Here is a 23,729-nt window from a genome sequence, read left to right as displayed (position 1 = left end):
AGCAAAAAATAAACGCAACATTTCCACACATCGGCAAACGGCAACGGTGTGCTGGCACTGATGTGGTTGGTCATCGATCGCTGCGCAATGGGTGGGTGCGCCATGCAATCGCCCCCGGCTCACGACTGTGATGACCGGCGGCACCCGGGGAAGCAGCGCGACTTCGCACAGACCAGCCCAGGACGGCCAGACACACTGTCCAACGACCTGGAAGATCTGTCAAGGAAAGTCTGGGCCGCTCCTGCTACGCGTCCGCTTCGGTCCCACGAACCGCGTTGAGATCGGCGTACACGGTCGCCCGAGAGACATTGAGATGCGCGGCCACCTGCTGGGCAGCCCTCGGCAGATTGAAGACGCCCTTGGCGTCCAGCGCCCCGATGATGGCGAGCCGGCCCTTACGGGTGTCCCTCGGCAGCACTCGGCCGATGGACACCTCCTCCTTCGCGACCACGGTCTCGATGACCTCGCCGATGTCATCGGAGAAGACCGTCATAGCGGTGGCCTCCGGCTCGGGGGTACTACCGACCAGCGCGGCCAGGGAGGTGGCGGCCACCCGCAGCTCGGTGATGTCGAGATTCACACACAGGGCCCCGACCACCTGTCCCGAGCCGGTACGCAGCAGCATCGTCGAAGACTTCACCATACGGCCGTCAGCAGTGCGTGTGACGTACTGGATGATCTGTCGAGGAAAGTCTGGGCCGCTCCTGCTACGCGTCCGCTTCGGTCCCACGAACCGCGTTGAGATCGGCGTACACGGTCGCCCGAGAGACATTGAGATGCGCGGCCACCTGCTGGGCAGCCCTCGGCAGATTGAAGACGCCCTTGGCGTCCAGCGCCCCGATGATGGCGAGCCGGCCCTTACGGGTGTCCCTCGGCAGCACTCGGCCGATGGACACCTCCTCCTTCGCGACCACGGTCTCGATGACCTCGCCGATGTCATCGGAGAAGACCGTCATAGCGGTGGCCTCCGGCTCGGGGGTACTACCGACCAGCGCGGCCAGGGAGGTGGCGGCCACCCGCAGCTCGGTGATGTCGAGATTCACACACAGGGCCCCGACCACCTGTCCCGAGCCGGTACGCAGCAGCATCGTCGAAGACTTCACCATACGGCCGTCAGCAGTGCGTGTGACGTAGTTGAGCTGGTCCTCGGCCTCGTCACCCTGCGCCAGCAATCCGAGGCCGATCTCGCTCATCGCACCCCCGACATGGCGGGAAGTCACCGACCCGGCCACCGCGCGGACGCTGTTCTCCGGGTAGCGGTAGTCGTGCAGTACCACCTCGCAGTGCGGACCGAACGTCGCCGCGAGACCGTCCACCAGCGGTTCGACAGCCTGCAGCACGCTTTCCGCCTCATCGGACCCACGCTTCCCGGTCCGATCGACGCGCCCTGCTGCAGGCATTCCGATGCCCCTCTTCCACGTATGACACCGCACCGAACCCGGCTACGGACAACCCCCGCCCCGTTCGAACGGGCCCCAACATGCAGTCTCTCACGGTGTCAGTGATCCGCAGCACTGACCTCCCCATACTCGGGGCGTGACAATCGGGGCGCGGCCGTCCGGCCGACGTCGCGCCGCGCTCCAGGCCCAGGTGTCAGTGGGACGCGGAGCGGCTCCCCGTCTCGTCGATCGACGCGATCTTCTACGAGCTGGAAGCCAGCCGCCACGTACCCTTCCCAGGTCCTTGACGACTGCGGATACGCGCCCCGAATGATCCGAAGCACCCGCCTCGTCGACCTGGTGAACACCATGGACCCCAAACTCGTCGCTGCCGCCTTCGGCATGAATCCTGAAGGTGTCATGATCTACCTTGCCGGCCGCGCCGACTCCGGACGCCTTCCGGATGGATGACTCAGTCGCCCGATACTCCCCAAAACGCAATCTCGCGCGGGACGCCGTCCGCGTAGAGGACCATGCAGTGGCCGCTCCACTTCGGGGTCTCCTCCAAGTTGTCCAGGGCCTCGAAATCCATGCCGCCGAAGTCCGCAAGGCTTGGTTGATCGGAGCCGAAGCCAGCGCGGATTGCCGTCACACTCAACGGCCGGACGGTACCGAAATCGTGCTCGTCCTCAGCGGCGATCACCCGGTCAACGTCTAGCACCGAATGGGTCCCGCAGGTGCCCATGAACTCCCAGTAGACCTCGTTCTCCAACAGATCATCCGGCGAGGCCGGCGCAGGCAGCCCCCACTCCGTGGGGCCGTAGTACTCGCCAGACGCCAGCACCTGGGCTCGCACAGTTTGCAGCGCGGCCCCGAAGTCGCTCTGATACGGCGTGACGTACCTCCAGCCCGATGCACCCACGTGTTGCCCCTCTCGCGCTGCCCCAAACCGGCGCCGCAATGCTAACGGGGAGCGCTGACACCACGATGCCGGCCCTTAAACCCGACGCCTCTCGGCGCTGCCTCGCACAGGTTCGCCGGAACATGTGCGCTTTGCCGAACGATTCGTTCGAGGCGATCGCGACGCTGTTCTTCTCCTCGCGTTCGGTCCAGGGCCCCGGCGTTCGGTCCGGATGCCGGGTTCGTGGTGATCATGTGAGTCCGTAGAGGTTGAGGACACGGTGCCGGTCGGCGTGAACACGCCTGGCGGAGGCGATGTTGACGTAGCCGGCAAGGGTGAGCGCGCCGCGGATCAGGTCCCGCAAGGCGGCAAGGACAGCGGGGGTGTTGCGGGTGCGGATCTGGGAGAGATCTTCTCCGAACACAACATCACGGACCCAGTGGACGGTGTTCTCCACGGTCCAGTGCCCGCGTGCCCAGGAGGCGATCTCGGCCGCGGTGGCCTGCTCGACGGGCAGGTCGGTGATCGCGTACACGGTCTCGGTGCGCCACCGTTTCATGCCGGCCGTGCGGCGTTTGCGCTGGATGCGCAGGACCTGGCGGGCATGCGGGAAGAGCAGGTTGTTGACGGTGACGACCTGGACGTGGCGCTGTTCACGGCGGCCGTGGCCGGCGCTGTCGTCACCGTGGATGACGGGGATGGCCTTCCAGGGCAGATTCTGCAGCTGCTGGGCGAGCTTCTTCCGGTTGGCCTTGATGGTGAACAGGTAGTGGGCGCTGCGCTGTTCGACGAGGTAGGTGGCATGGGCGCGCTGGGCGTGCAGGGCGTCCACGGTGATCACGTCGTCCTTGAGATCGGCATCGTCGATCTGGTCCAGCAGGGGCTGGAACTCGGGGATTTCGTTGGTCTTCGCGCCGATCTCACGGGAGGCCAGGGTGCTGCCGTCGCCGTGCCGGACGGCGGACAACACGAAGACGCGGCTGCCGTCCGGTCGCCGGGCGCCACGCAGGCACTTGCCGTCCACCGCCACCGCCCGTCGCCGGGCTGCGGGCGCTTGGGCGGCCTGCTCGGCTTGGCGGTGAGCACGGCGTTGTTCCCGCTCGATCAGTCCATCGGGCGTGCGCCTGGTGGGTGCTTGTCGTGCGGCGTTTTCCAACAACGGGCGCAGGTAGGCGAAGCCGGCCGCGCTGACCTGGGCCGGATCGAGCAGGCCCAGCACGCGGCGGAACGTCTTCTCGCTCGGGACGCGGAAACCACCGAGCAGCAGGTCGTAGGGCAAGCCGAAGCCGGCCAGTCCCGGGGCAGTGGCGTGCTGGCACCACTCCGCCACGGCCGTGAGCGAGTCGTTCCCGGCCGGTGTCATCGCGCAGATCGACAAGGCCGGCAAGGACGGCAGCGTGAACCGCCTGCCCTGCCGTGCGCGGGGATCAGGAACCCGCGCCAACTCGGCGACCAGGTCCCGCACTTCATCCGAGCTTCGGGGCGGGGTCGGGACACGGGACGGAACAGCGATGGGGGATGATGGTGGAACGAACACGGCAACCTTGCAGATCCTGACGCGTAGACACCTTCATGATCCACAAGGGCCGTGTTCGTCTGCATTCGGGGGACGCCACCGTCACCGAAGCTGTCGCAGCGGGCGCTGCGCGAGGTGCACGGCGTCACTGACACCCACCCCACTGACCTCATGAATTCAGCTACGGACGCGACCTGACGCCTCGACAGAAGAAGGGTGCCTCCCACCTGCGATGATCTGACTGCTGAGATCAAGAACGTCGCGAGGAAGAGACACCCAACAGGTGCAGGCTACCGAATGGGATCGCCGGCTCGTCGTGCGGGCCGACGGCAGGAACCTGGTCGGCCACGCGGGGGTGGTGCTGCTGCGGAAGGTCGCCGACCGCGTCGGGCTGACCCGGGCCCTGACTGGCGCGCTTCCGCACGGCATCGGGCCGGGGTGGCGGGATCGCGGGATGGCGCTGGTCCAGCTGGCCTGCGCGATCGCGCTCGGCGCGAGGAACATCTTGGAGGCCGAGCAACTCCACGGTTGGGCAGGACACCGGCTCGAGTGATGACCGGCTCGCCGTCAGCGCATTTCTCCTGCGCCGACGTACGGCCTCGGGCTGGTGAGCGGTCTGCCCTCGGCGAACCGGCCGAGCCGGAAGTCCGCGGCGGGCACCCTCGGGTCGCGGGAGTCCCCGTCGTGGACGAGGTCGGCGACGAGTTCACCGACTGCGGGAGAGATCTTGAAGCCATGGCCGCTGAACCCGGCCGCGACGATCAGCCCCTCGACGCCGGCAGGGCCGATGACCGGGTTGAAGTCGGGTGTCACGTCGTAGCAGCCTGCGTACGTACTCGCCACGGACGCGTCCGCCAGGCCAGGGAGCCGGTGGGCCAGTTTCTCCACCGCTGACTCCAGGAAGGCGGGGTCGGCCCGATCGGCATAACGGTCGGGGTCGGCGGGCTCCGGGCGGCTCAGGTCGCTGTTGCCGAAGAGCAGTTCCCCAGACGTCTCCGCACGGATGTACTGCAGGGCCACGAGGTCGGAGAAGACCGGTACCTTGGAAACGTCGATACCTGCGCCTGGCGAGACCAGCACTATCTGTTCTCGGTGCACGGTGACCGGCAGATCGATGCCGAGGGATGCGAGGAGAGCGACCGACCAGGGGCCTGCCGCGACGACGACCGAACGGGTGGCGATCTCCTCCCCGGAGGCGAGCCGGACCCCGGATACCGCCTTGTGGTCGGTGAGGAGTTCGGTGACCGCCGTGCCCTGCCGGACGCGTACGCCGTCGCGGCGGGCGGCAGCGGCGAACGCCTGCGCCGTGAGATACCCGTCGCCGTAGCCGCCGCGCGGCTCCCAGCCGAACGCCGCGAAGTCATCCAACTCTGCGGTGGGCCACAGAGCGGCCACCTCATCGCGGGAGATCGTGCTCGTCTCGATGCCCAGGGCGCGCTGGGCATCCAGGTTGGCGCGAAGGGCGTCGGCATTCTGTTCTCCGACGCCGACGAGGTATCCGGTCTGATGGAAGCCGATGTCCCGGTCGAGAATGTCGGCGGCGTTCTCGAAGAGGTGCAGGCTCTTCCAGGCCATGGCGGCGAGCGAGCCCACGCCGTAGTGGCAGCGGACGACGCCGCTGGACTTGCCCGTGCCGCCGGAGCCGATGGTGTCGCGCTCACAGACAACCACATCGGTGATGCCGCGCCGGGCCAGCGCCCAGGCCGTGGCCGTTCCCTCGATTCCGCCGCCGACAATGACGACATCGGCCGTACCGATCCTCACAGCCCACTCCCCGGGATCCACGACGTACCGGCCAGCGGTACACGGGCCATCGCCGCCGCCTCGATGGTCAGAGCCACCAGATCCTCCGGCTCCAGGTGACGCAGATGCGCCTTGCCGCAGGCGCGGGCCAGGGTCTGCGCCTCCATGGTCAGAACCCGCAGATAGTTGGCGATCCGGCGGCCGCCCTCCACAGGGTCCAGACGAGCGGCAAGACCCGGGTCCTGGGTGGTGATGCCGGCGGGGTCCCGGCCGTCCTGGAAGTCGTCGTAGAAGCCTGCCGCGGAGCCGAGCCGCTCGTATTCCGCCGCATGCCGGGGATGGTTGTCGCCCAGCGCGATCAGCGCGGCCGTGCCGATCGCGACGGCGTCCGCACCAAGCGCCATCGCCTTGGCCACATCGGCACCGGTGCGGACACCGCCGGAGACGATCAGCTGTACCTTGCGGTGCAGGCCCAGTTCCTGAAGTGCCTGTACGGCCTGGGGGAGCGCGGCGAGGGTCGGGATGCCGACATGTTCGATGAACACGTCCTGGGTGGCGGCGGTGCCACCCTGCATACCATCCACGACGACCACGTCCGCACCGGCTGCGACCGCGAGCTTCACGTCGAAATACGTCCTGGAGGCACCGACCTTGACATAGATCGGCTTCTCCCAGTCGGTGATCTCCCGTAGTTCGAGGATCTTGATGGCCAGGTCGTCGGGGCCTGTCCAGTCGGGATGACGGCAGGCGCTGCGCTGGTCGATCCCGGGCGGGAGCGTGCGCATCTCGGCGACCCGGTCGCTGATCTTCTGACCGAGCAGCATGCCGCCTCCGCCCGGCTTGGCGCCCTGGCCCAGCACGATCTCGATGGCGTCGGCCTTGAGGAGGTCCTCCAGGTTCATGCCGTATCGCGACGGCAGGTACTGATAGACAAGGTGTTTCGACTGGCCGCGTTCCTCCGGCGTCATTCCTCCGTCGCCCGTCGTGGTGGACGTCCCGACCTCGCTGGCTCCGCGCCCCAGCGCCTCTTTGGCCTGCGCGGACAGCGCCCCGAAACTCATCCCGGCGATGGTGACCGGGATGTCGAGGTGGAGCGGGAAGGCCGCGTTGCGGTCACCGAGCACGACGTCGGTGCCGCAACGCTCTCGGTAACCCTCCAGCGGATAGCGGGACATGGACGCCCCGAGGAAGAGCAGGTCGTCGAAGTGGGGCAACGGCCGCTTGGCGCCCCAGCCGCGAATGTCGTACACGCCGGCCTCGGCGGCGCGATGGATCGCGGCGATGGTGGAGCGGTCAAAGGTGGCGGACTCGCGCAGGTGCGAGGTGGTCATACGAGATCCTCCTCAGTACGCGGCGGAGTTGGCGGCCGCGAAGTGGTAGAGCGTGCGTGCCGAGCCGTAGCGGCGGAACTCGGCCGGGTCATGTTGCATGCCCGCCGCGGCCAGCAACTCGGCGACCTCCGCGCGGTGCTCGGCCCGCATGTCCTTCTCGACACAGTCCGCGCCGAGGGAGGCCACCGAGCCGCGTACATACAGCCTGGCTTCGTAGACCGAGTCGCCGAGCGCCTCGCCCGCGTCCCCGCAGACGACCATGCGTCCGGCCTGCGCCATGAACGCGCTCATGGGGCCGACATCGCCGCCCACCACGATGTTCACACCCTTCATCGAGATCCCGCAGCGCATCGAGGCGCTGCCCTCGACGACCAGCAGCCCGCCGTGCGCGGTGGCCCCGGCCGACTGGGAGGCGTCGCCGCGCACCCGTACGGTCCCCGACATCATGTTCTCGGCGACTCCTGTGCCCGCACTGCCGTGCACGGTGACCGAGCCGCCGTCGTTCATGCCCGCGCAGTAGTAGCCCACGTGCCCGTGGATGTCGACGGTGACCGTATGGCGCAGTCCGACCGCGATGGCGTGCCGGCCGCCCGGGTTGAGGACCTGGCAGGCCTCGACGGAGCCGGTGTGCAGCTTGGCGTTGAGATCCCGTACGGGGCTGGTTGCCAGGTCGACCCGTGACGTCAGCGGTGCCATGCGTAGACCCTCTCCGGCTCGGGCTCGTAGATACGAGCGCCTTCGATGCCCGGCAGCACGGCCAGGGCGCGGAACTCCGAGGCCATCGCCACCCAGTCGTCGGCCTCGGCGATGATCGCGGGCTTGCAGGCGATGGCGTCGCGGACCACCGCGAAGCCGTCGCCGTTGGTCACCAGGAGCGTGTAGAAGCCGTCGAAGCGCTCGCACAGGGCGCGCAGCGCCTTATGAAGGTCCTCCCCCTGGGCGAGCCGCGAGGCGACGAAGCGGGCCCCGACCTCGGAGTCGTTCTCGCTGTCGAAGACCACCCCCTCGGCCTGCAGCTCCCGCCTGATCGTGGCGTGGTTGGCGAAGGATCCGTTGTGGACGAGGCACTGGTCGTCGCCGACCGAGAAGGGGTGGCAGCCCTCCGGGGTGACGGCCGACTCGGTGGCCATGCGGGTGTGGGCGAGCCCCTGCCAGCCCTGTGCGCCAGCCAGGTCGTAGGTCGCGGACAGCGCGTTCGGGTGGCCGGTGCCCTTGTAGACGGTCAGCTCGGTGCCGGTGCCGACGATCCGGGCGTCGGGGGCGACCTCCCGTACGGCCGCAGCCAGTGCGTCGACTGCGAGGGGCGCGGCGACGACCGTGGTGTCTCCGGCCTGCGTGATCAGCGCTTCGGGCAGCGCCTTCGCAAGATCGGGCGGCGCGTGGAGTACCGACACGGCCGCGTGGCCCTCCGGGCAGCGGCGCCGGTCGCCGTAGACTGCGACGCCGGCCGAGTCGGGGCCGCGCTCGACGACCTGGCCCAGCATGGCGTCGAGCAGGGTACCGAGCTGCGGATGCAGTTCGGGGTCACGCAAGTGGAGCCCCACGATCCCGCACATGGGCGCTTCCCCCTTCCGGATTCGGGTGGTTCAGAACGCGGTGAGATAGCGGTCGATCTCCCAGGAGCCGACCGTGTTGTGCCAGGCGAAGAACTCCTCGCGCTTCAGCCCGGCGAAGTAGTCGCACACCCCCGCGCCCGCGGCGTCGAGTGCCCCGCTGATCACGGGGTTTTCGGTGAGCGCCTCGACGGCGTGCAGCAGCGTCATCGGTAGTTCGGGGCGTTTGGCGCCGTCCGTCCCCGGCGAGCCCGGGTCCAGGTTCCGCCCGATCCCGTCGAGCCCGGCCGCGAGGGCCGCCGCCAGCGCCAGATACGGGTTCGCGGAGCCGTCGCCGCCGCGCAGCTCGATGCGGTCGCCGTCGGGGACGCGGACGAAGTGCGTACGGTCGTTGCCGCCGTAACTGGCGTGCCGCGGCGACCAGGTGGCGCCCGAGCGGGTGAAGACGGCCCCGGTGCGCTTGTAGGAGTTGACGGTCGGGGCGAGCACCGCCTGCATGCCGGGCGCGTGCTCCAGGATCCCCGCGAGGAAGGAGTACGCCAGCCCGGACAGGCCCAGCGCTCGCTCGTCCTCGGCTTCCGGGAAGAGTGCGGTGTCGCCGTTCCACAGCGACAGGTGCAGATGCATGCCGCTGCCGGTGCGGTCGGTGAACGGTTTGGGCATGAACGTCGCTGTCATGCCCCGCTGTTCCGCGAGCATCGAGATCAGATAGCGGGCCGTGATGACCCGGTCGGCCGTGGTCAGCGCGTCGGCGTAGGCGAAGTTCTGCTCGAACTGGCCGTTGCCATCCTCGTGGTCGTTGGCGTAGTTGGCCCAGCCCAGCTTGTTCATCGCAGTCGAGACCGCGGTGAGGTGGTCGTACATCCGGGTCAGCCCGCGCGCGTCGTAACAGGGCTGGACGCTGGTGTCCTTGGCGTCCGCGGGCGCGATCCGTCCCCCGGCGTCACGCGCGACCAGGAAGTACTCGATCTCCGCGCCGGCGTACAGCTCCAGCTGCCGCTCACGGGCCCGCTCGAGCAGTGTCTTGAGGATCACTCGTGGTGCGTACGGCCACGGCTTTCCCTGGACATGCGGATCGCAGTGCACGAGAGCGAGGCCCTCGCGCACCCACGGCAGCGGCGTGTACGAGTCCAGGTCGGGGATGGCGATCAGGTCGGGGTCGCAGGGCTGCTGGCCGATCGCGCCGACCGCGTATCCGGCGAAACCGACGCCCTCGTGCTGGAGTTCGTCTGCGGCCTCGACGGGGACGAGCTTGGCGCACGGCTTGCCCGTCAGATCCACGAACAGCGCGAGCAGGAACTTCACATCGTCGGCGCGGGCACGGGCGGCGAGGTCGGCGGACGGGAGGGCATCGACGGTCATGAGGGCTCCGGAGGCGATTGAGGGGACAGCAGCCAGTCCGCCGCGTGGTGGCGGAAGCGGGTCAGGCCCTTGTACTCGGCCATGTCGTCGGGCAGTTCGGCCAGGACGCGCCCGAATCGCGCTTGCCAGGCCGACACCTGCGCCAGCTCTGCCAGCGACAGCATGTAGGTGCGGATGAGGAACATCACGGCCCCCGAAGCGCCGAGCCGGATGAGGTGCTGCACCTCGACGCGCAGCTGCAGCCGCTCGGCGAGCTCCTGCGCGGGTGCCTCCGCGATCAGGCGCCGGTCCCTGCCCCAGGCCGGATAGACCTCGGTGGACTGGTCGAGGCGCCGGTCCACGGACATCGTCCAGTTGGTACGCCGGTACTCCTGGCCGGGCTGCAGTCGCATGAGGAAGCGCTCGGCACGCGAGATGATCCCCTCCTCGTGGACGCGTGGCACCGGGCCGTGCACCTCCAGGAAGCGCATCCCGACGTCGAAGCGGAGCGACCAGTCGGCTGCGAAGGTGACCAGTCCGGCGTCGGCCCACAGGGACCCCTCGCGCTGGTCGAGCAGCACGATGTCGTCCTGGACCTGACTGCCGAGGAACCCGAGCGGTCCGCCGGGTAGCGAGTCGTCCTCGCCGTCGCGGAAACGCTGCTCCACGCCGAGGAGGTCGTTGCGCCAGAGGAGTTCGTGCCCCTCCCGGCGCAGTTCCATCACCTGCGGATGGAGCGCGGCGAGCTCGCGCAGCACGGTGTGCAGGGCGTCCCAGCAGGCAGGGCGCATGTGAGGCAGTACGGTGAGCCGGGTCGGGTCGGCCGCCAGAATCCGCTCGCGCTGGGCGAGTTCGTCCGCGTACTCTGCGTCGACGTCGAGGATGGCGCCGCCCCACTCGCCCGCCTCCGTCACGACCGGCACCCGGGCGGGCTCGACATTGGTGGAGTAGCGGTAGGAGTCGGCGCGGAACGGGAAGGGGAAGCGGGTAATCCGCGCGGGGAGTGCGGTGACCGTCACAGGTCCACCTCCAGGTGCTCGGTCTCGCTGCGGGACACGCAGCACATGACGCTGTCGCCGGCCGCACGCTCGTCCTGGGTCAGGAATTCGTCGCGGTGCAAGGGCCGCCCGGCAAACACCGGCACCTGGCACTCACCGCACACGCCCTGTCGGCACATGTTCGCCACCGGCACCCCGGCCTGCTCCAGTGCGTCGAGCAGACTCGTGCCCGCCGGTACGGTGACGCTCCGGCCCGAACGCCTGAGCCGCGCCGTGAACGGCTGTCCCGGATCGAGCTCGGCCGGTGTGAACCGCTCCAGATGCACCCGCTGCGGCGGCCAGCCGACGGCGGTCGCTTCCTCGATCACCCGGTCCATCAGCGACGCCGGACCGCACACGTACAGATGAGTGCCGATCGGCTGCGAGACGAGCGCCTCGCGCAGCAGCCCCGCGAACTCCTCCGAGCCGCTGGCCCGTTGCATCCGCCCGCCGAGCAGCCGGGCCAGCTCTTCGACATACGCGCCCTTGCCGGCCTGGTGCCCGTACAGCAGCCGTACGTCCCGTCCCCAGTGCACCGCGTCGCGCGCGTGGCTCAGCATGGGTGTGACCCCGATGCCCCCGGCGATCAGTAGGTGGCGCGCCGCGGTGGACACCGGCGGGAAGTCGCTGCGCGGGGAGGACACGGCCACCCGGTCACCGGCCCGGAAGCGATGCATCTGCTCCGACCCGCCGTTTCCGCCGGGCAGCCGCAGTACGGCGATGGTGTACTCGTACGGTTCGATCCCGCTGCTCGTCAGCGAGTAGGCATTGCGCCGCGTCCCGCACTCGACGACCACATGGCTGCCCGGCGGATGCGCGAGCAGCGGGCCGCCGTCGGAGCGGGCCAGCACGAGTTCGCGGATGTCGTCGGCGATCTCGGTAGTGCGCCGGACGACCAGCTTCAGCATCATGGCAGCTCCTCCGCATCGGCCATGAACCCAAGGTGGGCGGCGTGCCGCCGCGACACGTGGTGGTACACGAGCAGCGAGCGCCCGCACCCCGCGCAGTCGGTCTCCGCGCCGAGCGCCACCTCGGCGACGGTCGTCGCCCGGCAGTGCGAGCACCACACCCGGCGCTGTGCGGCGTCCGTGACCACCACGGTGATCTCCGCATCGAGCACCCCGCCCCGTACTGCCTCGGCGTAGGCGAGCAGCACCTCGGACTGCGGGCCCGCGAGCAGCAGCCGCCACCCCACGGTGGCGGAGACGATCTGCTCGCGGAGCCCGGCGAGGCCGACCTCCGTGGCCGCCTCGCCGTGCCAGGACCAGACCGCTCGTCCCAGGGCCGCCGACTCGCCCCGCCAGAGGGCCCCGAGCGCGGCCGCGGCGGGCCCGAAGGTCATCACCGCGTACGCGCGCCCGGTGAGGTCCAGGCCCGGGTCGGCCGTCGGCCAGCGCGGGACACTCGAGTGCTTCAGGCCCATGTCAGGGGGCGAAGGAGCGGTGGCCGGCGTAGAAGCCGACGGCGTGGTCGGAGGTTTCGAACTTCACCGTCGTGCCCTTGGGGAAAAACAGCACATCCCCCTTGACCGCGGTGACGACCTGCCCGGTCGCCATGTCGGTGAGGGTGAAGTCGCCCTCGACTATGTACTTGGTCTCGTCGTACGTGTACTCGTAGACGAGCGGCTCGGAGTGGAACAGCTCGAAGAAGCCGGAGCAGATCACCGCTCCGCCCGGGTTGACGAACGCGTCGCCGATGAACGCCTTGGATCCCTCGACGTCCATGCTCGGGAGGTTGGCTGCGCCGTCCTGCACCTTCAGGATCGGCCCTTCGGTCGTGGTCATCCTCGCCCTCCTGGTTTGTATCCTGACGTGAGATCTAGTGTCATACGGTGAAACGATGGATGGGTTACGCCGCTGTGAACTCGGGTTACGTCACGCTCAGCTGAAGACGACGGTGCGGTGCCCGGTGAGCAGCACCCGGTCCTCGGCATGCAGCCGCACCGCCCGTGCAAGCACCAGCCGCTCGATGTCGCGGCCGATCGCCACCAGCTCGTCAGCCGTGTGGCGATGTCCCACCCGTACGACGTCCTGCTCGATGATCGGGCCCTCGTCGAGGTCGGGAGTGACGAAGTGGGCCGTGGCGCCGATCAGCTTCACGCCCCGTTCGTGCGCCTGGTGATAGGGCTTCGCGCCCTTGAAGCCCGGCAGGAAGGAGTGGTGGATGTTGATGATCCGGCCCGGGAGCTGCCGGCACAGCTCGTCGGTCAGCACTTGCATATAGCGGGCGAGAACCACGAAGTCGACGGCGTGCTCGGCGACGAGTTCGAGCAGTCGGGCCTCGGCCTCGCGTTTGGTGGCAGGCGTCACCGGGATGTGGACGAAGGGGACGCCGTAGCGCTCGGCGGTGGCCCGTGCGGATGCGTGGTTGGAGACCACGAGGGGCACCTCGACCGGCAGTTCGCCGGTCTGCCACCGGTACAACAGATCGTCGAGACAGTGCTCGGACTTGGACACCATCAACAGCGCCCGCCGCCAGGTGTGTTCGGTGCGCACGGTCAGTACCGGCCCGAAGCCGGCGAGCTTCGTGCCGAGCGTGTCCCGTACGACCGCGTGGTCTGTCTGGGGGCTCGCGAACACTGTCCGCATGCAGAACAGCCCGGTGCTCGGGTCCGAGAACTGGGCGCTCTCGGTGATATCGCCCTTGACGTCGTAGACGGCGTCCGCGAGCGCCCGGACGATGCCGGGCCGGTCCCGGCACTTCAGCGTCACGAGATAGCGGTCCATGGCCGGTCACTTCGTCCGCAGGAAGGTGGCAAGGGAGTCGTCGAGCTCGTCCCACCACGGGGTGTGGTGGACCGGGGCGACCGTTCCGGTGCACGGGGAGGTGAAGGACTTGTTCCGGTAGCCGGTGATGGACTCCTCCTTGTGGTGTTCCCAGGTCGCGAAGTGCTCACGGGCCAAGGCGAGGTCGAAGTCCGGGTAGTCGGTGGCCGCGAGGAGATCGCGCAGGTAGTCGGTCTGGAAGTCGATGTCGTCCATCGGCCCGTCGAGGGTCTCCAGGCGGTCCCGCCAGGCCGCGACGTCGGCCTCCATGGCGGCCGCGCCGGGCAGTTGGATCCGGCCGAGGACAATGTCACGCACGTAGAAGGCCTGCGCGTCGAACATCGAGAACGTGTAGTACTGGTCCTGCATCGCCAGGTACATCAGCTTGGGGTTGGGCGTCCACGCGACTCCCTTGTACAGCTTCTCCGGATACAGGTTGTTGCCGGTCCGCAGCCTCAACTCCTCTTCCATAAACGGGAAACTGTGCTGGTATCCGGTACACAGGATGATCGCGTCCACATCCTGTGCGGTGCCGTCGACGAAGTGTGCGCTACGCCCCTCGACCCGGGCCAGGCCGGGTACCTCGCTGATGCCGTCCGGCCAGCCGAAGCCCATCGGGCTGGTGCGGTAGGAGATGGTGACGGACTTCGCGCCGTACTTGAGCGACTGCAGCGCGATGTCCTCGGCGGAGTAGCTGCTGCCCAGGATCAGCAGGTCCTTGCCCGCGAACTCGCCCGCGTCACGGAAGTCGTGGGAGTGCAGAATGCGCCCCGGGAAGGCTGCGAAGCCCGGGTACTCGGGGAAGTTGGGCGTCGAGAAGTGTCCGGTGCCGACGATCACCCAGTCGAACACCTCGGTACGACTCGTGCCGTCGGCCCGGTTCTCCACCGTGACCGTGAAGAGCTCGGACTCCGCGTCGAACGCGACCCGGCTGACGGGCGAGTCGAACTGGATGTACTGGCGGACGTTGCTCTTCTTCGCCCGGCCGGTGATGTAGTCGTAGAGCACCTCACGCGGGGGGAACGACGGGATGGGCCCGCCGAAGTGCTCGTCGAACGTGTAGTCGGCGAACTCGAGGCACTCCTTGGGCCCGTTGGACCACAGGTAGCGGTACATCGAGCCGTGGACGGGGTCGCCGTGCTCGTCGAGTCCGGTGCGCCAGGTGTAGTTCCACAGGCCGGCCCAGTCGCTCTGCTTCTCGAAGCAGACGACCTCGGGGACGTCTGCGCCACCGCGCCGGGCCTCCTCGAAGGCGTGGAGCTGGGCCAGGCCGCTGGGGCCGGCACCGATGATGGCAACGCGGGACATGCTGAACCTCCGGGGGAAGGAAACGGGGACAGGCTCAGGTCCTGTCGTCAAACTCTCGTCGACCGCCCGGAGGGCGGGGGAGTTTGACGGCAGGGCCTAGGAGCGGGGGCGGGTCTTGTCCGGGTCGTAGAACGGGAAGCGCACCACGTGGGCCGGGATGCGCTTGCGGTGGCCGTCGAGCTTGCCGATCTCGACGGCCGTGTCGAGATCGCCGTACTGGACGGCGATCCGGCAGAGGGCGATGTTCTTGCGCAGGATCGGGGACCTGGTCGCGCTCGTCACCACGCCGACCTGGGAGCGGCCGACGTGCACACAGTCGCCGTGCCGGGCGGGTTCATTGCCCTCCAGCTCCAGTCCGACGAGGGTGCGCTGCGGACTGGCCTTGCGGGCGAGCAGCGCCTCGCGGCCGACGAAGTCGTCCTCCTTGGACTTCAGCGGGACGGTGAAGCCGATGCCCGCCTCGTACGGGTCGGTCTGGTCGCAGAAGTCGTATCCGGCGAAGACGAGCCCGGCCTCGATCCGCAGCATGTCGAGCGCCTGGAGCCCGAGCGGGGTCAGGCCGAACGGCTCGCCGGCCTCGCGTACCGCGTCCCACAGGGCGGTGGCGTCGCGGGGATGCGTCCAAATCTCGTAGCCGAGCTCGCCGGAGTAGCCGGTACGGGAGATAAGCAGCGGAATCCCGTTGTGGTCACCGAGCCGGCCGATCGCGAAGCGGAACCAGCCCAGGTCGGTGAAGGCGGGCTGGGTCGGTGGCGTCCAGATGATCCCGGCGAGCAGCTCGCGGCTCGCCGGTCCCTGGACCGCGATGTTGTGCAACTGGTCGGTGGACGGCTTGACCCAGACGCGGTCCAGGCCTAGGCGCTCGGCCTGTTCGCGCAGCCAGACGCCGTCGTAGTCGTCGCCGCCCACGAAGCGGAAGTTGGTGTCGCCGAGCCGGAAGACGGTGCAGTCGTCGAGCATTCCGCCGGTCTCGTTGCACATCGCCGAGTAGACGACCTGGCCGTGCGAGAGCTTGCGGATGTCGCGGGTGAGGGTGGCCTGGAGCAGGGTCTCCGCATCCGGGCCGGTGACCTCGAACTTGCGCAGCGCGGACAGGTCCATGACTGCGGCGCGCTCGCGGCAGGCCCAGTACTCCGCCTGCGGGCCGTGGTTGTCGTAGCTGTCGGGCAGCCAGAAACCCCGGTACTCGGTGAACTGACGGGTCAGCGCCTGGGTCCTGGGCGCGAACGCCGTCGGCCTGGTGAGCGTCGGCTCGGCCTCCGGGGTGACGCGGTGGGCGATGGCCATGGAGAAGGACCTCCTCGCGTCGTAGACGCGGACGTGGATGTCGGTCGGCACCCAGGCGTTCGACGGGTCGATGTCGTCGGGGCAGGCGGAGGAGGCGCAGACGAGGTCCGTCATGGCGCGCAGCAGGACGTAGTCGCCGGGACGGGACCACGGTTCGTCGAAGATCAGCCGGTGGTCGTCGTCGAAGTCGGTGTTGTAGAAGAGGTTCAGGGCGGGCCAGCCGGTCCGGGCGGCGACCCCGTAGCCGCTGAGCCGTTCGTTGAAGTTGTCCGTGCAGTTGAGGTGGCCCGGGTAGCCCATGTCCTCGTAGTACTTGGCGTTGCAGGCGAGTCCGAAGGTGTCGTGGCGCCCGACCGTGTCGCGGACGACCTCCACCAGCGGCTGGGCCTCCTCGTCGTAGAACTTGCCGTGCAGACCGGGCTGCGGATAGGCGCGGCCCGTGAAATGGCGGGTGGTGGTCGCGTCGAGACCGCGCTCGACGCCGTGCTGCAACTGCCGGGAGCCGAAGGCAAGGAAGTCGGAGCACTGGCGCCCCCCGACATCGATGACCTGGACGTACTGGCCCTTCTTGACCTCGTACGCGCGGGCGCTCGCGGCGTCGATCCGCAGATCGAGCACGGGCTCGGCGAGCGGCTCGGGCAGCAGCGGCTCAAGTGTGCGGCGGGGGGCGGCCCGGCGTACTTCGACGAGCAGGTCGGAGGGAGGATTCGCGGTCGCATCGTGGACGTCCATGGGAGCGGCCGGAGCCGCGACCAGGGCGACGGCCTCCTCGGCGGCGGTGAACGTCTCCCGGGACCCGGCGGCGGACCAGGTCCCGAACAGCTGTACGGCCAGGGCCTGGTGGGGGTCGACGCCGTACTCGGCGGCCACCGGCGAAGCGGTCGACGTCCGCAGCACCGTCGCGGGCACATCGAGGGTGATCCCGAGCGCGGCGCCGGTGCAGCCTGTCCGGTCGAGGACCGTGAGCTCGGCGGGCTGCCTGCCGTGCCGGTCGATCACGGTGATCCGGTCGCCGGGGGCCAGCCGTACGCCGGTGAGACCGCCGGGCCGCACCGGATAGGTCTCGACTCCCGGCTCGCGTGGGGTGAGGCCGGGAAGGAGGAGTCGTGGGGGTGGCGGGGACAGCTGTACCATGCGAGCTCACCTCTCAGTGTCCTCTGATGAAATTGAGTATCCCGAGAGGAAACTGGCTCGCTGGTTTCATGGCAGTTACGGCATGTAACGGTCGACGCTCAGTCCGTGTCAGTGAAGGGAAGACCCGGCCCCCTTGATCTACGGGACCGGGCTTGTGTTCCGCTGCTTCGATTCAGCTCTTCAGGATTCAGCTCTTCAGTGTGTGGCCGGCAGCTGTCGTCGCGACGTGCGGGGTCAGGCCTCGATGTCCCCGTACGCCACGACGGAGAGGAAGCGAATCGGCAGCTCCACCAGCTCCTGCGGGCCGTGCATGCCCTCGCCGTCCAGCTGCAGCGCGTCACCGGGACGCATCCGGTACGAGGCGTCGCAGTGTCCGTAGACCATCTCGCCCTCCAACATGAACAGCAGCTCAGTGCCCGGGTGTTGGAAGAGCGGGAACACCTCACTCTGCTCGGTCAGGGTGACGAGATGAGCCTCCATCCGTTTGTGCTGTCCACGCAGCGCGCCGATCAAGGTGTAGTCGTGCCCCACGCGCGAACCGCGCTGCACGATCCGCGCTCCGGTGCCGGCTTGTGTGAACACCGCCTCGCGATTGTCGTCGGCGCCCCGGAACAACGCGGTCACCGGCACGTCGAGCGCCGCCGCAAGGCGAGACAGGGTGGTCAGGCTGCACGAGGTCTGGGCGTTCTCGATCTTCGAAAGCATGGCCTTGGAGATGCCCGCCCGCTTCGCCATATCACCGACGGTCAGCCCGGTCGCCTGTCGGTAGCGGCGCACCTGCAACGCTATCGCCCGCTCCAAGGCTCCCTCGACGGGTGCCGGTTGGTTGACCTCACGGGCGGCCGGGCCGTGGTCGATCCGTTCCTGCTCCTCGTTCATGGTTTGCCGTCCATCCCAGCAGCATAACGGCCGGTGCGGGCGGGTATGCCATGATCCCCGCGGACAGCCGGAGCCCTGGCCGCGATGCTCAGCGCTCGCCGGTGTGCATGTGGTCGGGCAGCAGCCGGGCGAGGAGCACGAAGAAGATCATGATCGCTTGCTCGGTGATACGGCCTGGGGCAGCTGCTGGTACACCTGGGCCAGTCGGCGCCGGTATCGCGGCCGGTACAGAAACGCGGCGCCACCGAGGACGATGGGTACCAATAGGATCCGACCGGGTTGGATGACGGCGAGAACCGCGGCCGAGGTCACCGCCAACAGCACACCGAGGAGGACCGTGAGTCGGATCCGGCGAAGTTCGGCGGCGAACTCGGCGAACCGGGTGGCGGATCGCTGGTCGGCCTGCCAGGCGGAGCCGCAGTCCGGGCATTGCCAGGCCTGATCGAGTCCGGTGTACCGGATCTTGCCCGCGCTGCCGCATCCGCAGGTGATCGTCAGGTTCACGCCGCGACCTGCTCGACAGTCGCGACCTGTTCGACAGTGTCGTCGCGTAGCCGGAAACTCTCCTTGTCTTCGACGACTTGCCGGTACACGTACAGCACACAGGCGAAAGCCAGCAGGCCGATGCCGATGAGCAGCTGACCGAAGCCGCCGTAGCCGGTCAGTCCGAACGACAGGGACCCGACGACGAGCAGCACCACGTTGAACACGGCCAGCACACCGGCCAGGATCACCCAACCCTTGGCCAGCCGCAGGGGTCGCGGCCATTCGGGCCGGTCGCGGCGCATCAGCACCACGGCGGACAGGGCGAGGACGTGGCACAGGACGTAGCCGAGGTTGCTTGCGGCGAGCACCGCGACGGTGCTCGGAAGCAGCAGCACCGCGAGAATGTTGGCCACCACATCGACATACATGCCGCGGTTGGGCACGTTGTGCCTGTTCAGGTGACCGAGCCAGCGCACGGTCATCCCGGACTTGGACATCCCGTACAGGGTCCGGGCTCCGCCGGCGCTCGCCGCGTTCATGCCCAGGATGAAACTGCCGATCATGAAGATGATCACGACATTCGACAGCCCGCTGCCGATCTCCCGGTGCAGGAGCTCCGTGTAGAACCCGAGCGGTGACTCCGCCATGGTCTTCTGGTCGATCACCCCGCCCAGGGCCAGCGGGAGCAGCGCATACACGGCGAGTGCGAACATCGCCGAACGCTGCAGGGCCAGCCGGGTGTCCCGCTCGGTGTCGTGGTATTCCGGAGCGAAGGTGGCGCAGACCTCCACCCCGTAGGCGGACCAGGCGTTCAAGTACAGCCAGACGAGCGCGAGCTGCACAGCGCCCCAGCCCGAGGCCCCAGCCCCAGCGAACCCCCAACTCATCCGTGACCACTCGAAGTCCGACAGGAAGAACGGCACCAGCGCGAAGAGCACCAACGGCACCATGAGGAGTCCGCCGGTCAGGTATCCGAGGATTTTGACCGGTTTGATGCCCAGCGCGTTGATGACCCAGATGGCCAGGATCAGTCCGACGGCGATGACCCGTGGCAGGTCCAGATGGATCACGCCGGACGTGCTCCACGTCTGGCCGGGAAACCACTGCGACTGCGCCAGACCGCCGATGGTCATCCCGAAAATCGCCAGGACCGACGACCATCCCGCCCAGTAACCGATGGCCGACATCGGTCCGGCCAGGGTGAACCGCTTGCGCCAGCCCTCGAAGGCGTACATCGGGATGCCGCCGGAGTGGGAGGGGAACATCGTGGCCGGCTCGGTGTAGATCTTGTTCTGCAGCACGGCGATGACCATCGAACCGAGCCAGACGGCCAGGGCCCCGAGGGCGCCGAGCTGCCCGATGGTGTAGCCGATGTTGGCGATGATGAATCCGGGGTTCGACAGCGCCATGACGAAGCCGTCGTACCAGTGCATGGTCTTGAGCAGTGAGCGGTCATCGACGGCGATGGTGGCAGTGCTCGGCACGGCGTCCGATTCGGTGATTTCGCGGGAAACTGTCACGGCATGTCCTTCCAGCAGTCGGCGAGCAATTGTGCAGCGGTGTGGCGGTAGCGCATGAGCCCCTTGCGACCGGCCATGTGCTGGGAATGGCGAGGTGGGTGCGGATCCGGAGCAGGAACGCCCGGAGGACCGGTGAGCCGGTCAGATGCTGGCGCTGGACTGGGAGGTGCGGCGGTCGGGCAGGCGTTCGTCGTCGACCTTGAGGCGCGGTCGCGCCCCCATTCCGGATTGGTCACGTAATTGCTGCGGGCAGGCACCCGCGTCTCGCGGCAATCCGGACTTCGGCGGACACCGCACCGTGCCGCACCGCTTACACTCCCGACGTTCCCGGCCTCATGGAAGCCGTCAATGTCCATGCTGCTCGGCAAGTTCTGGGACACGCCTCCCTTGCGGATTGAGCCCTGCGAGGCGCCCACCTCAACCCCTGGAGATGTCCATCTCGATGAAACGAAGGATAACTTCAGTGGACGGGTGATGGGTTTCGGGTACGTGTCAAGTCCGTTGCACCTCACGCCCGATGGCGTCCGTTTCCCGTGCGTGGGCATCGTGAAGCCCGACGCTGGGCCGGATTCTCCGGGCCCCTCAAGTCGCGGGAGGACAGGGACAGCGCTGGTCGGATCACCGGGCAGGCAGCAAGGCGAGCGGCGGTAATCCGATGGCGGCTCGTTGCGCCGGCGCCAGGTGGCGGAAATCCCGCAACGAAGAGCCGGCCGCCATTCCTCCCGGCGTCCCGTTCCGGTGAGCACCCCGGTGCACTACTGGTACTCCAGCAGCGTTTCGGTAGGGAAAGCCCCGGAGTCGCGACGCCTGGCGGACCACGGCGCCGCCAGGGCGTTCATGTGAGGCGGCGCTGGCCGGGGCGAGGCGATTCGCCGAGGTGTTCGCCCCCGACTTGGTCGTCGACTTCGGACCGGACCACTACAACGGGTTCTTCCACGACCTCATGCCGCCCTACTGCATCGGGCTCGGCGCGCAAGGCGTAGGTGACTACGGCACCTCGGACGAGCCGCTCGACGTCCCGATGGAGCTCGCCGAGCGCATGGTCGAGAACGTCGTTGCGAGCGGGATCGACATCGCCTTCTCGCGACGCATGATGGTGGACCACGGCACCGTGCAACCCCACGCGCCGCCCAACGACGTCGCCGACCACAAGACGGTCCTGACTGCCGCGCTGCGGCAAATCCCGCTGCCGCTGTGGTCGAAACTGCTGATCCGGATCGACGGCGCGGCCTTCAGCCACGCCCTCCTCGACCACCTCCAGCAGCTGACCACGAACCGGCGCCGGGTGCGCTGAGTGACCGGCTGGGCGATCAACGACACGGACGAGGCCGCGATCGCGCGGCTGCCCGAGAGAGCGTAGGCCTGCGCGCTGCGGCAGGACGGCGAGGTCCACGAGACCAAGGCCCCGATGGGGAGCGGCTGTCCTACCAGGTCGCCGAGCTGACCGGCCTGCGCGACCTGACCGGCTGGCCGCAGGGGATGCGGCTGATCGTGCGCCGGGTCAAGCCCTCGCGCCGGGATGCGAAGAAGCTGACCGTCTTCGACCGCCGCACCGGCTGGCACTACCAGATCGTCGCCACGAACATCCCCGCCCACCAACGGCTTTCCGGGGTGCCCGGCTCCGGGCAGGTGTGGTTCGTGGACGCCCTCTACCGCGATCACGCCGAGGTCGAGGACCGCGTCAAAGCGATCAAGCGGGTCGGCCTCGGGCTGCTGCCCTCGAAGTCCTGGCAGCTCAATGTGGCCTGGGTGCCGGCCACCACGATCGCCACCGACCTCGACGCCTGGACCCGGCTCCTCCTCCTGCACGACGAGCCCGAACTCACCGCCGCACAGCCGGAGACGATTGCTGGAGGGCGTCATGGTGTACGGCCACGGCAAGTCGGGCTACACCCTGCGTCCCGGCGACGCCCTCCAGTTCGACGGCGAGGCCCCCACATGGTCAGGTGCAGCTGGTCGAACTGCCCATTCGCTTCTTGACGGTGACGGCGTTCGGGGACAGCCCGCAGCACTGAGGAGCACATACAACAGGCCGAAACTCGCCCTTAATTCCGCGCGTGGTTGTCCTGTAACGCATCCCGGGTCTACTGCGGCGAAACAAAGTTTCCCTACCACTCGCTGGAGCGTGTGCATGGACACGGGAAGTACCGCCTGGATGCTCGCGAGCACGGCACTCGTCTGCCTGATGGTGCCGGGGCTGGCACTGTTCTACGGCGGTATGGTCGCCGCCAAGAGCGTCCTGAACATGATCATGATGACGTTCGGGGCCGTTGCCCTGGTCGGATGCATCTGGGTCGTCTACGGCTTCTCCGCCTCGTTCGGCAACTCGATCGGCGGCGCCGGCCTCCTCGGTGACCTCTCCGAGTACTTCGGCATGAGCGGTGTCATGAAGGACGATCCGCAGGCCGTCGTCCCGCTCTCGGTCTTCGCCTGCTTCCAGGCCCTCTTCGCGGCGCTCACCGCCGCGCTGATCTGTGGTGCCATCTCGGACCGCATCAAGTTCGGTGCGTGGATGGCGTTCACCGGCATCTGGGTGACGCTGGTGTATCTTCCCGTCGCCCACTGGGTCTTCGCCTTCGACGGCAAGGGTGTCGTGGGCGGCTGGATCGTCAACAAGCTCGGAGCGATCGACTTCGCGGGCGGCACAGCCGTCCATATCAACTCTGGTGCCGCTGCCCTGGCCGTCATCCTCGTCCTCGGCCGGCGTATCGGGTGGAAGAGAGAGGGAGGTACGGAGCGCCCCCACAACCTGCCCCTGGTGATGCTCGGCGCGGGCCTGCTGTGGTTCGGCTGGTTCGGCTTCAACGGAGGCTCCGCGCTCACCTCCTCCAACGCCGCGTCCGTCGTCGTCCTGAACACCTTCATCGCCACATGTTCAGCGATGCTGGGCTGGCTCCTCGTCGAAAAGCTCCGCGACGGCCACTCCACAAGCCTCGGCGCCGCGTCCGGCGCGATCGCGGGTCTGGTGGCCATCACCCCGTCCTGCGGTGCCGTCTCCCCAGTCGGCGCGCTCGTCCTCGGGGCGATCGGCGGCGCGGTCTGCGCCTTCGCCGTCGGCCTGAAGTACAAGCTGGGTTACGACGACTCCCTGGACGTGGTCGGTATCCACCTCGTCGGCGGCATCACCGGAACGCTCCTGGTCGGCATCCTCGGGACGGCGGCCGCCCCCAACGGCGTCGACGGCCTCCTCTACGGCGGCGGCCTGACACTCCTGGGCAAGCAGGCCGTCGGTGCCTTTACTGTCCTGCTGTATTCCTTCGCCGTCACCTGGCTCATCGCCAAGGCCCTGGACAAGACGGTGGGCCTGCGGGTGCGGCCCGAGGTCGAACAGGAGGGCGTCGACGCGCACCTGCACGCCGAGAGCGCCTACGACCTCAGCACCTCCACGAGCACCCCGACACCTGCGCCTGTCCCGGCAGGCTAGCCACACCGTGGCGGGCGGGAGTGTATATCAGGCCCTGTCTCACATTCGGTGGTGACGGAAAGTGGTGGGGGTCGTTGACATTCGCGTGAAGGATGTCAACGAGCTCGTGCAGACGGTGTTCTCGG

General features: G+C 68.3%; 24 protein-coding genes. 5 read left to right on the top strand and 19 right to left on the bottom strand.

What is annotated here, in order from left to right:
* Nucleotides 1-244: 244 nt before the first annotated feature.
* Both AB0M27_RS37430 and AB0M27_RS37425 read right to left on the bottom strand, forming a co-directional pair.
* A complete protein-coding gene (locus AB0M27_RS37430; RefSeq protein WP_365728881.1) occupies nucleotides 245-772 on the bottom strand; it encodes a helix-turn-helix domain-containing protein in 528 nt (175 codons plus the stop codon).
* Nucleotides 708-1,340 (bottom strand): PAS domain-containing protein, encoded by a 633-nt coding sequence (locus AB0M27_RS37425; RefSeq protein WP_365728879.1) that lies wholly within the window; start codon nucleotides 1,338-1,340, stop codon nucleotides 708-710. The genes AB0M27_RS37430 and AB0M27_RS37425 overlap by 65 nt, the downstream gene beginning before the upstream one ends.
* Nucleotides 1,341-1,709: 369 nt before the next feature.
* On the opposite strand from AB0M27_RS37425, the gene AB0M27_RS37420 reads away from it, so the two are divergent.
* Nucleotides 1,710-1,850, top strand: coding sequence for a hypothetical protein (locus AB0M27_RS37420; RefSeq protein ID WP_365728877.1), 141 nt, complete (start codon nucleotides 1,710-1,712; stop codon nucleotides 1,848-1,850).
* A gap of 1 nt (nucleotide 1,851) precedes the next feature.
* On the opposite strand, the gene AB0M27_RS37415 is transcribed toward AB0M27_RS37420, so the two are convergent.
* The gene (locus AB0M27_RS37415) at nucleotides 1,852-2,301 is read right to left on the bottom strand and encodes a hypothetical protein (protein WP_365728874.1); all 450 of its coding nucleotides are present in this window, start codon (nucleotides 2,299-2,301) and stop codon (nucleotides 1,852-1,854) included.
* A 229-nt stretch (nucleotides 2,302-2,530) separates the two neighbouring features.
* Nucleotides 2,531-3,817: an ISAs1 family transposase gene (locus AB0M27_RS37410; RefSeq protein ID WP_365728872.1), complete on the bottom strand. Its 1,287-nt coding sequence runs from the start codon at nucleotides 3,815-3,817 to the stop codon at nucleotides 2,531-2,533.
* Nucleotides 3,818-4,079: 262 nt separating this feature from the next.
* On the opposite strand from AB0M27_RS37410, the gene AB0M27_RS37405 reads away from it, so the two are divergent.
* Entirely contained in the window at nucleotides 4,080-4,349 is a 270-nt protein-coding gene (locus AB0M27_RS37405) for a hypothetical protein (RefSeq protein WP_365728870.1), read from the top strand.
* A gap of 14 nt (nucleotides 4,350-4,363) precedes the next feature.
* On the opposite strand, the gene AB0M27_RS37400 is transcribed toward AB0M27_RS37405, so the two are convergent.
* The 15 genes from AB0M27_RS37400 to AB0M27_RS37330 form a co-directional block, all read right to left on the bottom strand.
* Nucleotides 4,364-5,560 (bottom strand): FAD-dependent oxidoreductase, encoded by a 1,197-nt coding sequence (locus AB0M27_RS37400; RefSeq protein ID WP_365728869.1) that lies wholly within the window; start codon nucleotides 5,558-5,560, stop codon nucleotides 4,364-4,366.
* Complete coding sequence (locus tag AB0M27_RS37395; RefSeq protein ID WP_365728867.1) at nucleotides 5,557-6,870, bottom strand: FMN-binding glutamate synthase family protein; 1,314 nt, start codon at nucleotides 6,868-6,870, stop codon at nucleotides 5,557-5,559. Before AB0M27_RS37395 ends, AB0M27_RS37400 begins: the two co-directional genes overlap by 4 nt.
* A gap of 12 nt (nucleotides 6,871-6,882) precedes the next feature.
* Nucleotides 6,883-7,566, bottom strand: coding sequence for a glutamate synthase (locus AB0M27_RS37390; RefSeq protein ID WP_365728865.1), 684 nt, complete (start codon nucleotides 7,564-7,566; stop codon nucleotides 6,883-6,885).
* On the bottom strand, nucleotides 7,554-8,426 hold the full coding sequence (locus AB0M27_RS37385; RefSeq protein ID WP_365728863.1) for a glutamine amidotransferase: 873 nt from the start codon (nucleotides 8,424-8,426) through the stop codon (nucleotides 7,554-7,556). The genes AB0M27_RS37390 and AB0M27_RS37385 overlap by 13 nt, the downstream gene beginning before the upstream one ends.
* Nucleotides 8,427-8,456: 30 nt before the next feature.
* A complete protein-coding gene (gene glnT, locus AB0M27_RS37380) occupies nucleotides 8,457-9,785 on the bottom strand; it encodes a type III glutamate--ammonia ligase (RefSeq protein WP_365728861.1) in 1,329 nt (442 codons plus the stop codon).
* Nucleotides 9,782-10,783 carry a DUF3445 domain-containing protein gene (locus AB0M27_RS37375; protein WP_365728860.1) on the bottom strand — a complete coding sequence of 334 codons (1,002 nt, stop codon included), beginning with the start codon at nucleotides 10,781-10,783 and terminating at the stop codon, nucleotides 9,782-9,784. The genes glnT and AB0M27_RS37375 overlap by 4 nt, the downstream gene beginning before the upstream one ends.
* The gene (locus AB0M27_RS37370) at nucleotides 10,780-11,712 is read right to left on the bottom strand and encodes a PDR/VanB family oxidoreductase (RefSeq protein WP_365728858.1); all 933 of its coding nucleotides are present in this window, start codon (nucleotides 11,710-11,712) and stop codon (nucleotides 10,780-10,782) included. The genes AB0M27_RS37375 and AB0M27_RS37370 overlap by 4 nt, the downstream gene beginning before the upstream one ends.
* Nucleotides 11,709-12,224, bottom strand: coding sequence for a dimethylamine monooxygenase subunit DmmA family protein (locus AB0M27_RS37365; RefSeq protein WP_365728857.1), 516 nt, complete (start codon nucleotides 12,222-12,224; stop codon nucleotides 11,709-11,711). The genes AB0M27_RS37370 and AB0M27_RS37365 overlap by 4 nt, the downstream gene beginning before the upstream one ends.
* Nucleotide 12,225: 1 nt before the next feature.
* The gene (locus tag AB0M27_RS37360; protein ID WP_365728855.1) at nucleotides 12,226-12,585 is read right to left on the bottom strand and encodes a cupin domain-containing protein; all 360 of its coding nucleotides are present in this window, start codon (nucleotides 12,583-12,585) and stop codon (nucleotides 12,226-12,228) included.
* 96 nt (nucleotides 12,586-12,681) lie between these two features.
* A complete protein-coding gene (gene purU, locus AB0M27_RS37355; RefSeq protein ID WP_365728853.1) occupies nucleotides 12,682-13,527 on the bottom strand; it encodes a formyltetrahydrofolate deformylase in 846 nt (281 codons plus the stop codon).
* 6 nt (nucleotides 13,528-13,533) lie between these two features.
* Complete coding sequence (locus AB0M27_RS37350) at nucleotides 13,534-14,874, bottom strand: NAD(P)/FAD-dependent oxidoreductase (protein ID WP_365728852.1); 1,341 nt, start codon at nucleotides 14,872-14,874, stop codon at nucleotides 13,534-13,536.
* 96 nt (nucleotides 14,875-14,970) lie between these two features.
* Complete coding sequence (locus AB0M27_RS37345; protein ID WP_365728851.1) at nucleotides 14,971-17,295, bottom strand: DUF1989 domain-containing protein; 2,325 nt, start codon at nucleotides 17,293-17,295, stop codon at nucleotides 14,971-14,973.
* A 234-nt stretch (nucleotides 17,296-17,529) separates the two neighbouring features.
* Nucleotides 17,530-18,174 carry an XRE family transcriptional regulator gene (locus AB0M27_RS37340; RefSeq protein WP_365728849.1) on the bottom strand — a complete coding sequence of 215 codons (645 nt, stop codon included), beginning with the start codon at nucleotides 18,172-18,174 and terminating at the stop codon, nucleotides 17,530-17,532.
* A 147-nt stretch (nucleotides 18,175-18,321) separates the two neighbouring features.
* A complete protein-coding gene (locus tag AB0M27_RS37335; RefSeq protein WP_365728847.1) occupies nucleotides 18,322-18,678 on the bottom strand; it encodes a hypothetical protein in 357 nt (118 codons plus the stop codon).
* Nucleotides 18,675-20,180, bottom strand: a complete 1,506-nt coding sequence (locus AB0M27_RS37330) for an APC family permease (protein ID WP_365728845.1) — start codon at nucleotides 20,178-20,180, stop codon at nucleotides 18,675-18,677. The genes AB0M27_RS37335 and AB0M27_RS37330 overlap by 4 nt, the downstream gene beginning before the upstream one ends.
* Before the next feature lie 850 nt (nucleotides 20,181-21,030).
* On the opposite strand from AB0M27_RS37330, the gene AB0M27_RS37325 reads away from it, so the two are divergent.
* From AB0M27_RS37325 to AB0M27_RS37315, 3 genes are all read left to right on the top strand, one after another.
* Nucleotides 21,031-21,474 carry a hypothetical protein gene (locus tag AB0M27_RS37325; protein WP_365728898.1) on the top strand — a complete coding sequence of 148 codons (444 nt, stop codon included), beginning with the start codon at nucleotides 21,031-21,033 and terminating at the stop codon, nucleotides 21,472-21,474.
* Between the two features lie 185 nt (nucleotides 21,475-21,659).
* Nucleotides 21,660-22,160 (top strand): hypothetical protein, encoded by a 501-nt coding sequence (locus tag AB0M27_RS37320; RefSeq protein ID WP_365728843.1) that lies wholly within the window; start codon nucleotides 21,660-21,662, stop codon nucleotides 22,158-22,160.
* Nucleotides 22,161-22,311: 151 nt separating this feature from the next.
* Entirely contained in the window at nucleotides 22,312-23,604 is a 1,293-nt protein-coding gene (locus AB0M27_RS37315; RefSeq protein ID WP_365728841.1) for an ammonium transporter, read from the top strand.
* The last annotated feature ends 125 nt before the right edge of the window (nucleotides 23,605-23,729 follow it).

The organism is Streptomyces sp. NPDC052107 (genome assembly GCF_040680215.1).
Taxonomy (GTDB): domain Bacteria; phylum Actinomycetota; class Actinomycetes; order Streptomycetales; family Streptomycetaceae; genus Streptomyces.
The sequence above is the reverse complement of the archived record's forward strand: the minus strand, read 5'-3'. Positions and strand labels throughout refer to the sequence as shown.